An 11957-nucleotide genomic window follows, 5' to 3' on the forward strand; every position below is an offset into this window, starting at 1 on the left:
TCCCTGAAGGTGACTGCACTACATACAGATATAGCACAGGCTATATTTTATAGCTATGGCTATTACGTTAATTTTTTGTGCTTGTTCACGCATGGTTTACAATGGCCGCACTTGAATTGCGCTGCTGGAAGCGTCACCCCCATTGAGGAAGCACAATGACCCATCGTGCAGGTAAAACCACGACAAGAAAAAAGACGCAGCTGGTAAATGTTGAAGAACACGTTGAAGGATTTCGTCAGGTTCGCGAAGCGCATCGTCGCGAGCTGATCGATGATTATGTTGAGCTGATTTCCGATCTGATCCGTGAAGTGGGCGAAGCGCGCCAGGTCGATATGGCCGCACGTCTCGGCGTCTCCCAGCCGACGGTGGCAAAAATGTTGAAACGACTCGCCTCGGTGGGGTTGATCGAGATGATCCCCTGGCGCGGCGTTTTCTTAACCCCTGAAGGCGAGAAGCTGGCGCAGGCCAGCCGCGAACGCCATCAGATTGTGGAAAACTTCCTGCTGGTGCTGGGCGTCAGCCCCGATACTGCCCGCCGCGATGCGGAGGGGATGGAACACCACGTTAGCGAAGAGACTCTGCAGCAATTCAGCGAGTTTACCCGCAAATACGGGCCTGCCTCTGAATGACCTTTCCAGGCCTGGGGGCGCTGGCCCGCGATCGTTTCTTTCATCTGTTAGTGTTGATTGGCGTCGGGCTCAGTTTTTGCGTTCCTTTCGCCCCCCAGCGCTGGCCTGCCGCTATTGACTGGCACACCATCATTACCCTGAGCGGGCTGATGATGCTCACCAAAGGGGTAGAGCAGAGCGGCTTTTTCGACGTGCTGGGACGCAAAATGGTTCGTCGCTTCGCCACGGAACGCCGCCTGACGCTGTTTATGGTCTTCTCGGCGGCGCTGCTCTCCACTTTTCTGACCAACGACGTGGCGCTGTTCATCGTGGTGCCCCTGACGCTAACGCTGCGCAAGCTCTGCGAGATCCCGGTCAATCGATTGATCATCTTCGAAGCGCTGGCGGTCAACGCCGGTTCACTGCTAACGCCGATCGGGAACCCACAGAACATTCTCTTATGGGGACGCTCTGGCCTGTCGTTTGCCGCCTTTAGCTGGCAGATGGCGCCCCTGGCGGCGGTAATGATGGTTACGCTGGGGGTGATGTGCTGGTTTGCTTTCCCGGCAAAACCGCTGCAGTACCATACCGGCACGGCGGCCACGCAGGCGTCACCGCGTCTGGCGTGGAGCTGCCTGGCGCTCTACCTGGTCTTTCTGGTGGCGCTCGATCTGAAACAAGAACTGTGGGGGGCGCTGCTGGTAGCCGGCGGCTTCTTACTGCTGGCGAGGCGCGTCCTGGTAAGCGTCGACTGGACGCTGCTGTTGGTCTTTATGGCGATGTTTATTGATGTGCATTTGCTGATTCAGGTGCCGGCGCTGCAGGGTGTGCTGCAAAACGTAACCCATCTGTCGCAGACGGGATTGTGGATCACCGCTATAGGGCTGTCACAGGTGATAAGCAACGTACCTTCGACCATACTGCTGCTCAATTATGTCCCCCCCAGCGCACTGCTGGCCTGGGCCGTCAACGTCGGCGGTTTCGGGCTTCTGCCCGGTTCCCTCGCCAACCTGATTGCTCTGCGGATGGCGAACGATCGCCGTATCTGGTGGCGCTTCCACCTCTGGTCAATCCCGATGCTGGTCTGGGCATCGCTGGTCGGATTCGGACTATTCCTTCTCATATAATGCGCAATTTGTCAGTTTTTCCTGGCAAATGTATAGCAACGTCCTAGCTTTATTGAACGGCATAGTGTGATGCCGCTCACTGACAGGACCGTTGCTGAACTATGGCTGAAGATCAAAAGTCCCCTGCTGACGAGCAGGAAAAGAACAATAATGAGCGTAAGCGTCCGGGTAAAAAACCATTGATTATCCTCGGCATTGTCGTGGTGGTGATGGTTATCGTGGCGCTGGTGTGGTGGTTTTTAACCCGTAATGAAGAGACAACCGACGACGCCTTTACCGACGGCGACGTGGTGACCATTGCGCCGAAAACGGCAGGCTACGTCACCGAACTGCGCGTGCGCGATAACCAGCGCGTGAAAAAGGGCGATCTGCTGGTGGTGATCGACCCGAGAGACACCACCGCCCAGCGCGATCAGGCGCAGGCCCAGCTTGGCCTGGCGACCGCACAGCTGCATCAGGCCCAGGCGCAGCTGGCGCTCTCAAAGGTGCAATACCCCGCGCAGCGTGATGAAGCGAAAGCCCAGGTGCTGAAAGCTCAGGCGGATCTCGCCAATGCGCAGGCGGAATATCGTCGTCAGCGCGGGGTCGATCCGCGTGCGACCACCCAACAAAGTATCGATTCCGCTAACGCCCAGCTGCGTAGCGCGCAGGCGGGCCTCGCCAGCGCCCAGGCGCAGCTTGAGGTAGCGGAGCAGGTTCAACTGCAAATCCGTCAGCAGGAGACCAACGTCGAAGCGCGTCAACGCCAGGTGGATCAGGCGAAAGCGCAGCTCGAAACCGCCAACCTCAATCTTTCCTACACCGAAGTCCGCGCCCCGTTCGATGGCTTTGTTACCAAACGCAACGTGCAGCCCGGTACGCTGGTGCAGGCAGGCTCGGCGCTCTTCTCGCTGGTCTCCCCGAACGTCTGGGTGGTGGCAAACTTCAAAGAGTCGCAGCTTGAACGGATGAAGCCGGGCGATAAGGTACAGGTCTCCGTGGATGCCTGGCCTGACATGGAGCTTGAAGGCCATATCGACAGTATCCAGCAGGGCAGCGGCTCGCGTTTCTCCGCCTTCCCGTCAGAAAACGCCACCGGCAACTTTGTTAAAATCGTGCAGCGCGTGCCGGTGAAAATCGTGATTGATAAGGGGCTGGATCCGAACAAACCGCTGCCGCTGGGGTTGTCGGTTGAACCGAAGGTCACAGTGGAATGACGGATCAGAGTCACGATAACTGGAAGCCCGCCAGTAACCCCTGGGCGGTGGCGATTGTCGTCACCCTGGCGGTGTTTATGGAGATCCTCGACACCACCATCGTCAACGTGGCGCTGCCGCACGTGGCCGGGTCGCTCTCGGCCAGCTATGACGAATCCACCTGGGTGTTAACCAGTTACCTGGTGGCAAACGGTATTGTTCTGCCCATCTCCGCCTTTCTGAGCCGGCTGTTTGGCCGCAAGCAGTTTTTCTTAATCTGCATTGTGATGTTCACCATCTGCTCATTCCTCTGCGGCATTGCCACCGAGCTGTGGCAGATCATCCTGTTCCGCATCATGCAGGGCTTCTTTGGCGGCGGCCTGCAGCCTACCCAGCAGTCGGTGCTGCTTGACTACTTCAAGCCTGAGGACAGGGGCAAAGCCTTTGGCCTCTCGTCCATCGCCATTATCGTCGCCCCGGTTCTCGGGCCGACGCTGGGCGGCTGGATCACCGACAACTACTCGTGGCGCTGGGTCTTTTTCATCAACATTCCGGTCGGGATCGTCACGGTGCTGGCGATCTACCAGCTGCTGGAAGATCCGCCCTGGGAGAGCAAATCCAAAGAGAAACTCTCCGTCGACTGGACGGGGATCGGCCTGATCGCGCTCGGGCTGGGCTGCCTGCAGGTGATGCTCGACCGGGGTGAGGATGACGACTGGTTCTATTCAAACGTGATCCGCACCTTCGCGGTGCTGACGCTTATCGGCATCATCGGTGCCATTTACTGGCTGATGTATGCCAAAAAGCCGGTGGTCGACCTGCACTGCATGAAGGACAAAAACTTTGCCGTATCCAGCCTGTTGATGGCGGGGATGGCAATGATCCTCTACGGCAGCTCGGTGGTTATTCCGCAGCTGGCCCAGCAGGATCTTGGCTATACCGCCACCTGGTCGGGCATGGTGCTATCGCCTGGGGCAATATTGATCGTATTGACCATACCGCTGGTGCTGAAGCTGATGCCGGTGGTGCAGACGCGCTGGATCATCGCCTTCGGTTTTACCTGTCTGGCGGTGTCGTTCTTCTGGTCCCGCACGCTGACCCCGGATATCGATTTCGAAACCCTGGTACTTTTCCGCAGCGCCCAGTCGATCGGACTCGGGTTCCTGTTTGTACCGCTCACGACCATTGCGTTTATCTCGATTCCGCGGCAGCTCAACGCCGATGCGGCGGCGCTGTTTACCATGTTCCGCAACGTCGCAGGCTCGATAGGCATTTCGCTGTCGACGGCGGCGATCACCGAGCGTTCCCAGGCGCACAGCGCACATCTGGCCTATCACGCCTCGCCGTTCAACGAGCAGTTCCAGCTGGCGATACGCGAAAGCGCTCAGGCGATCCAGAATTTCACTACCCAGGTCGGCGACCCGACCGGCATCGCCACCGGGCGGATGTACCAGACCATGATCGAGCAGTCGCGCTTTTTGGCCTACATCGACGTCTTCACCCTTCTGAGCGTGGTGGCCTTTTTACTGATCCCGTTTTGTTTGTTGCTCTCGCCGGTTAAGAGCGAGGGGAGTGCAGGAGCACACTGATGATACACAGACGTTTACACCCTCTGATGATAATGCTGTTGCTCGCAGGCTGCGCCGTGGGGCCGGACTACCAACAGCCCGCACCGCCTGCGGTCACCCACTGGAACGACAAGGGGGATGGCGAGGTAAATTCGAAAACCGTTTCGGCCGCCACCAACCCACGCTGGTGGAAAACCTTCAACTCGCCGCAGCTCGATAGCCTGATTGAACGCGCCATCGCCGGAAACCTCTCCCTGCAGCAGACAGTGTTGCGCATTGCCGGAGCGCGGGAACAGATCAACCAGGCGGGCGGGGCGTTTTATCCGTCGGTAAACGGCAGTTTACAAGCAACGCGCCAGCAGCTCGGGCTGGAAGGGGAGCTGAAATCGCACGGGGTATATGACCAGCTTGATAATGTCGACCCGCAACTGCGGGGGGCGTTAGGCCCGCTGACCCAGCCGATCAACCTTTACCAGGGCAGCTTTGACGCCCAGTGGGAAATCGACCTGTGGGGCAAGGTGCGCCGTCAGGTCGAAGCCGCCGAAGCGCAGCAGCAGGCGGCGATTGAGCAGCGTAACGATGCGCTGGTGTCGCTGGAGGCGGAAGTGGCGCGGGCGTGGCTGCAGCTGCGCGGCGCGCAGAGCATTATCGCCACCCTCAATACCCAGATTGAGAGCGCCCGGCAGACGCTGGATCTCACCGACAACCGCCAGCGCGGCGGGTTGTCACCCCAGATGGACGTGGAAAATGCCCGCGCGCAGCTCGGTACGCTTGAAGCGCAGCTTCCGCAATATCAGGCACAGGCGCGACAGGCGATGAATGGCCTGGCGATCCTCCTCGGCAAACCGCCGGGGGCGCTGGACGCGGAGCTGCAGTCCGCCCAGCCGATGCCCGCCTTGCCGGACATTGTGCAGACGGGGATCCCGTCCACGCTGGCACGTCGCCGCCCGGACGTACGCGAGGCGGAGGCCAATCTCCACGCCGCCACGGCGCAGATCGGCGTTTCGGTGGCGCAGCTGTTCCCGAGCTTTACCCTCTCCGGTCAGTTTGGTCTGCGCAACAGCGAAACCAACTGGCTCACCGACTGGAGCAGCCACTTCTACAGCTTTGGCCCGCAGGTCTCCATTCCCATCTTCCAGGGCGGTCGGCTGGTCTCCAGCGTGAAGGTGGCGCGCGCGCAGCAGGGCGCTGCGGTGCTGGACTATCGTCAGACGGTGCTAACGGCGCTCGGCGACGTGGAAAATGCGCTGGTGAGCTACCGTACCGATCAACAGCGTGAGGCAGGGCTGGCGAAAACCATCGATGCGCTGCAAAACGCCTTTGATCTGGCAAGCGACAGCTACCGGCAGGGGATTGCCACCTTTATCGACGTGCTGGATGCCCAACGACAGCTTGCGCAGGCCGAGCAACAGCGCGCGCAGGCGCAGGTGCAGAGCGCCCTTGACCTGGTCGCGTTGTACAAGGCGCTGGGCGGTGGCTGGGAGCCGTATCAGCAGGTGCAAATGCCAGACTACCCCGTCTTTGGCGATGCACCTCGCGGATAAGATGGCGAGAATTGGGCAAGAAACGGACAGGAACCGCACATTCGCGGTCGGCGTGCACCGGGTATAACTATGGGGTACTCAACAAACAAGGAGTCTCAAATGCGATATCAAAAACTCGGTAATACCGGCCTGTTCGTCTCTGAACTCTGCCTCGGTACCATGACCTTCGGCGGCGAAGGCGGCATGTGGGGCAAGATTGGCCAGCTCCAGCAGAGCGACGCGGAGCAGCTGGTAGGCCGCGCACTGGATGCCGGTATCAACTTTATCGACACCGCTAACGTCTACTCGGAAGGGCGTTCGGAGGAGATCACCGGCCAGGCGTTGAAAAACCTGAAGGTACCGCGGGAAAACGTGGTGGTGGCGACCAAAGTCTTTGGCGAAACCGGCACGGGTGGGGTGAATTCACGCGGTAGCTCGCGTTATCACATCATCAGCAGCGTAAAAGAGAGTCTGCGCCGGCTGCAGCTCGATCATATCGATCTCTATCAGTTGCACGGTTTTGATCCCGCCACCCCCATTGAAGAGACTCTTTATGCGCTGGATAACCTGGTGCAGCACGGCCATGTTCGTTATATCGGGGTCTCTAACTGGGCGGCCTGGCAGATCATGAAGGCGCTGGGTATCTCCGAGCGGTTGGGTCTGGCGCGGTTCGCCTCTCTGCAGGCTTACTACACCATCGCCGGGCGCGATCTGGAGCGCGAACTGGTGCCGATGATGCAAAGCGAAGGGGTAGGCTTGATGGTCTGGAGCCCGCTGGCGGGCGGCCTGCTCAGCGGGAAATACGATCGCAACGGACAGAGCGAATCCGGCGGCCGTCGTCTGGAATTTGACTTCCCGCCGGTGGAAAAAGCGCGTGCCTTCGATTGCGTCGACGTGATGCGCACTATCGCAGAGAGCAAAGGGGTCTCGGTGGCGCAGATTGCGCTGGCGTGGTTGCTGCATCAGCCGGTGGTCAGCAGCGTGATCGTGGGGGCGAAGCGGGTGGATCAACTGGATGACAACATTGCCGCCACCGAAATCCGCCTGAGCGAAGACGAGCTAAAACAGCTTGATGCCGTCAGCGTCTTGCCGCGGGAGTACCCCGGCTGGATGCTGGAGCGCCAGGGAGAATATCGTCGGAATCAGCTCGCACAGCAGTAATTTTCCACTCCCTTTCAGGGCCGGAGCCGCAGCGCGGATCCGGCCTTTTTTATTCCACACGCCTCACAAAAAACGATCCCGATCTTTGCCTGCTTTATCCGCTTTGGCTATATGACTAGTCATGAAATTTAAATGACTAGTCATATAGGGAGTGCGCATGAAAGCATCTTTGCCAGCCAATTTTTTATGGGGTAACTCGGTCTCCAGCATGCAGACCGAAGGGGCCTGGAATGAGGGTGGGAAGGGGATGTCGGTCTACGACATTCGCGAAGCGGGAGAGAATACCTCAGACTGGAAAGTCGCCACCGACTCGTACCATCGCTACGCGGAAGACTTCGACCTGATGCAGGATCTGGGCATGAACTGCTACCGTTTCCAGATCGCCTGGAGCCGCGTCTGCCCGCAGGGTGACGGTGATTTCAACGACGAGGGGATCGCCTTTTACGATCGCTTTATCAACGATCTGATCGCCCGCGGCATTGAGCCGATGGTCTGTCTCTACCACTTCGATATGCCGCTGGCGCTGGCCCAGGAGTACAACGGATTTACCGATCGCCGGGTGATGGAGGCCTTTATCCGTTATGGCAAGAAGATGATCGACTGCTTCGGCGATCGGGTGAAATACTGGCTGACCTTCAACGAGCAGAACATCTTCCATATGCCCGAGGCGTTTCGCATTTCCGGCTATATGAAAGGCGAGAAAACTCTGCGCGAGCTGTACGCACTCCAGCATCACACCATGGTGGCGCATATGACGCTGACCGAGTACCTGCATCAGTCCCGGCCAGGTCAGCTGATGGGCGGTATGCTGGCGCACCAGCTGATCTATCCCGCCACCTGTAAACCGCGCGATATCTTTTGCGCGCAACAGTATGACGAATTCCTGAACCAGAACCTGCTGCGCGTCTTTGCCGGTGAGGGCTACAGCCCGGCGGTGATGGCGGTGGTGGCGCAGGAAGGTTTTGAAGATATCTACCGGGCCGAGGATCTGGCCCTGCTGGCACGTACCAAAAATGACTATATGGCGTTCAGCTATTACGCCAGTAAGACCCTGGATAGTGATGCGATCCCGGAAGAGACGCCGGTTAACTATTACTTGCTGCACGGCGAGAAAAACAACCCCTATCTGAAGGCGACAGAGTGGAACTGGCAGATCGATCCGCTGGGCTTTCGCACCATTATCACCCGCTGCTACAACGACTGGCGGCTGCCGGTCTTCCCGATTGAAAACGGCATCGGCGTGATTGAGTCCTGGGACGGCGTAAATCCGATTGAGGATGACTACCGTATCGACTACCACCGGGAGCATATCGAGGCGATGAAGGCGGCGATGTTTGAAGATGGCGCCGAGGTGATCGGCTATCTCGGCTGGGGCTTAATCGACATTCTGAGTTCGCAGGGGGACATGCGTAAACGCTACGGCGTGGTGTACGTCAACCGCGAAAACCATGATCTGAAAGACCTGAAGCGCGTGCCGAAAAAAAGCTACGCGTGGCTCAAACAGGTTATCCATAGCAACGGGCGCGAGATGTAAGCCGTACGCTGCCGGGCCGTTTTTGTGACTGATTAAGGGAACTATCCGTATGTCTGATACAAAAATTACACCTGCGATGCAGTCCTTTGTCGACAGATTTGTGGAGTTCTCGGCGCGCCTGGCCAATCAGGTGCACCTGCGCTCTCTGCGTGATGCGTTTGCCACGGTGATGCCGATCTTTATCCTCGCCGGGCTGGCGGTACTGATAAATAACGTGGTCTTCCCGTGGATTTTCACCGGAGAGACGCTGGCCCACTATCAGGTCTGGGGCGAGGCGATTATTAACGGTACGCTGAATATCGCGGCGCTCCTGCTGGCCCCGATCATTGCCTGGTCGCTGGCGCGTAACAAAAATTTCGACAATCCGGTCTCGGCAGTGGTCATCGCCGTCAGCAGCTTTATCATAATGATGCCGATGCGGCTGCAGATCGTCCCCGTCGGCAGCGACACCGCGGTGAGCGTTACGCAGATCCTTACCTTCGCCAATATTGGCTCGACGGGCATTTTCGCCGGGGTGCTGATTGGGCTAATCTCGGCGGAGATCTTTATCGCCATCTCCCGGCTAAAAGCGCTGCACATTTCGCTGGGGGACAATGTCCCTCCGGCAGTGAGCAAATCCTTTACCGCGCTCATCCCTACCATCATTACGCTCTCGCTGTTCGCGGTGCTTGCGGCCTTGCTGGCAAACGTGCTGCACACCGATCTGATTCACCTGATCACCACTTTTATCCAGCAGCCGCTGCGGCTGATTAATACCAGCTTGCCGGGAACGCTCTTTATCTACAGCTTTGGCAACTTCCTGTTTACGCTCGGCATTCATCAGTCAGTGGTTAACAGTGTGATTCTGGAACCCTTCCTGCTGATTAATACCAATGAAAATATGCTGGCCTTCGCCAATGGCCAGCCCATCCCGCATATCATCAACAGTATCTTTGTCCCCACCTTCGGCATGGTGGGGGGGACCGGTAGCACCCTCTCACTGCTGATCGCCATCTTTATCTTCTCGCGTCAGCAGTCGGCGAAACAGGTGGCTCGCCTGTCGCTGGCGCCGGGGCTGTTTAACATTAATGAACCGGTGATATTTGGCCTGCCCATTGTCTTTAACCTGCCGCTGATGATCCCCTTCGTGCTTCTTCCGGCGCTGGGGATCTGGTTTGCCTGGCTCTGCACCACGCTGGGATTTATGTCGCGCTGTGTTGTCATGATCCCCTGGACCACGCCACCCATACTCAGCGCCTGGCTGGCCACGGCCGGCGACTGGCGAGCGGTAGTGGTACAGTTGGCAATCATCGTATTTGGTGTATTCTTCTACCTGCCTTTCCTCAAGGTTGCCGAGCGAGTGGCATTGAAAAACAGTGAGATAGCGAACTAAACATAAGGAAACGGCGATGGCGGCGAAGTACATCACCATAGCGCGGGAAATTAAAAAACGCATTATTAGTCAGCAGTATGCCGCCAACGAACCGCTGCCCGACCAGTTTGCGCTGGCCGCGGAGTTCAGCTCCAGCCGCATGACCATCCAGCAGGCGATGCGTCAGCTTATTGTCGAAGGGCTGGTCTATACCCGGCAGGGGCAAGGCACTTTTATCCGCAAGAATTTTCTACAGCTCTCTCAGTGGGATCTCTCCGGCAGCGACTACTTTGGCGCCACCAAAACCTGGGAGCATCTTGGTACGGTCTCCAGTCAGGTCGTCCATTTCGAACTGCGCTTTCCCAACGAAAAAGAGCAGGCCTCACTGATGATAAACGCTGATGCCCCGGTGTATGACTTTATCCGCCTGCGCCTGCTTAATGGCGAGCCGATGTCGCTGGACGCTACCGTCATGCCGCTCAACCTGGTACCGGGGCTGAACAAAAGCCATCTCGAAAGCTCGGTGTTCCGCTACGTGCAGGAGACGCTGGGGCTAAAAATTATGGGGTCATATCGGGTCGTCAGAGCCCTGAAACCCAGCGCGCTGGATATGCAGCATCTGGTCTGCGAGCCGTCCGATCCGGTGCTGGAGGTGGAGCAGGTGATCTATCTGGAGGATGGCACGCCGCTGGAGTACGCCCACTGTCACTACCGGTACGACCACGGCGGGATTGTTATTGTGAATAACGGATAAAAAAAAGCGGGCCCCGGGCCCGCTTTTTTATGTCGCTGGTTTATCAGTTCAGGCGAACTGGCATACCGGAGCGGTTCTGAATAGCCTGGTCAACAACGGAGGCATCTACGTCAGCCTGGCTGGTGATCGCCTGCACATTGCTCTTCAGGGTGATCGGTACGGTAACGTTGTTATCGATCTGATCTTCGCTGGTGGAGAGCGGGTTATGCACTTCCAGATAACGGCTGCCATCTGGCTCGGTGGTCGCTTTCACAGGTTCGTTGATGAACTGTACGCGGGTACCGACCGGCACGTTTTCGAACAGGAATTTGATATCGTCATTACGCAGACGCACACAGCCGTGGCTCACGCGCAGGCCGATACCAAAGTTGGCGTTGGTGCCGTGAATAGCATAAAGGCGGCCAATGTAGAGCGCGTACAGACCCATCGGGTTATCCGGGCCAGCCGGAACAACAGCCGGCAGCGGCTCGCCAGCGGCAATATACTCCGCGTGCATTTTGGCGGTTGGCGTCCAGGTTGGGCCCGCTTTCTTACGCTCAACTTTGGTGGTCCAGTTCATCGGGGTGTCTTTACCCAACTGGCCGATACCGATTGGCAGAACGATGACGGTATTGGTCCCTTTCGGATAGTAGTAGAGACGCATTTCAGCACTATTGATGATGATACCTTCATGCACGGTATCGGGCAGGATCAGCTGCTGAGGAATATTCAGCACAGTACCGCCTTTCGGCAGGTACGGATCGACGCCAGGGTTAGCTTCCATCATGTTGGAGAGACCCAGTTGATATTCAGCAGCAAAATATTCCAGCGGCTGCGTGTTACCTTCTTCGATGGTCACAACCTGATTCTGACCGACCAGACGGCTACCGTCAGTGGGCAGAGGATAGGTGACAGCAGAAGCGGTCTTGCAAAACCCTACGACGGCAAACGCCGCTGCTAATAGCGATGTTAATTTCATATTCATGTTATGCGAGGTATCTGTGCCACTGTGGCATGTAGTTAAAAGGGCTGAATGGTATAGGGAGCGCATTATATGTCCATTACCCCATTCAGGGAATTCAGATGTGTACGAAATCACATTTTTTTCGACATTGTTAAAGTTTAGCGTCTCGTCGCAACATCGGGATCTCAATTCGGAATTGTGGCATAATGCCGC

10 protein-coding genes are annotated in these 11957 nt (G+C 57.6%); 9 read left to right on the plus strand and 1 reads right to left on the minus strand.

Features of this window, described 5'->3' with window-relative positions:
• The first annotated feature begins 155 nt into the window (after nt 1-155).
• From mntR to B3511_RS05830, 9 genes are all read left to right on the plus strand, one after another.
• Nucleotides 156-629 carry a manganese-binding transcriptional regulator MntR gene (gene mntR, locus B3511_RS05790; RefSeq protein ID WP_040076448.1) on the plus strand — a complete coding sequence of 158 codons (474 nt, stop codon included), beginning with the start codon at nt 156-158 and terminating at the stop codon, nt 627-629.
• A complete protein-coding gene (locus B3511_RS05795; RefSeq protein ID WP_207293291.1) occupies nt 626-1735 on the plus strand; it encodes an anion transporter in 1110 nt (369 codons plus the stop codon). The genes mntR and B3511_RS05795 overlap by 4 nt, the downstream gene beginning before the upstream one ends.
• 101 nt (nt 1736-1836) lie before the next feature.
• Entirely contained in the window at nt 1837-2931 is a 1095-nt protein-coding gene (locus B3511_RS05800; protein ID WP_046886917.1) for an HlyD family secretion protein, read from the plus strand.
• On the plus strand, nt 2928-4499 hold the full coding sequence (locus B3511_RS05805; RefSeq protein WP_212477403.1) for a DHA2 family efflux MFS transporter permease subunit: 1572 nt from the start codon (nt 2928-2930) through the stop codon (nt 4497-4499). The genes B3511_RS05800 and B3511_RS05805 overlap by 4 nt, the downstream gene beginning before the upstream one ends.
• On the plus strand, nt 4499-6022 hold the full coding sequence (locus tag B3511_RS05810) for an efflux transporter outer membrane subunit (RefSeq protein ID WP_233801309.1): 1524 nt from the start codon (nt 4499-4501) through the stop codon (nt 6020-6022). The genes B3511_RS05805 and B3511_RS05810 overlap by 1 nt, the downstream gene beginning before the upstream one ends.
• Before the next feature lie 99 nt (nt 6023-6121).
• Nucleotides 6122-7162 (plus strand): aldo/keto reductase, encoded by a 1041-nt coding sequence (locus B3511_RS05815; protein WP_040076443.1) that lies wholly within the window; start codon nt 6122-6124, stop codon nt 7160-7162.
• A gap of 157 nt (nt 7163-7319) precedes the next feature.
• The gene (locus B3511_RS05820) at nt 7320-8696 is read left to right on the plus strand and encodes a glycoside hydrolase family 1 protein (RefSeq protein WP_286777727.1); all 1377 of its coding nucleotides are present in this window, start codon (nt 7320-7322) and stop codon (nt 8694-8696) included.
• Between the two features lie 49 nt (nt 8697-8745).
• Nucleotides 8746-10068: a PTS sugar transporter subunit IIC gene (locus tag B3511_RS05825; RefSeq protein WP_286777728.1), complete on the plus strand. Its 1323-nt coding sequence runs from the start codon at nt 8746-8748 to the stop codon at nt 10066-10068.
• Nucleotides 10069-10084: 16 nt separating this feature from the next.
• A complete protein-coding gene (locus B3511_RS05830) occupies nt 10085-10801 on the plus strand; it encodes a GntR family transcriptional regulator (RefSeq protein ID WP_046886912.1) in 717 nt (238 codons plus the stop codon).
• A 43-nt stretch (nt 10802-10844) separates the two neighbouring features.
• On the opposite strand, the gene ldtB is transcribed toward B3511_RS05830, so the two are convergent.
• The gene (ldtB, locus tag B3511_RS05835) at nt 10845-11765 is read right to left on the minus strand and encodes a L,D-transpeptidase (RefSeq protein WP_040076439.1); all 921 of its coding nucleotides are present in this window, start codon (nt 11763-11765) and stop codon (nt 10845-10847) included.
• Nucleotides 11766-11957 lie beyond the last annotated feature (192 nt).

Source organism: Leclercia sp. UBA1284, from assembly GCF_002308415.1.
Classification (GTDB): Bacteria; Pseudomonadota; Gammaproteobacteria; order Enterobacterales; family Enterobacteriaceae; genus Enterobacter; species Enterobacter pneumoniae.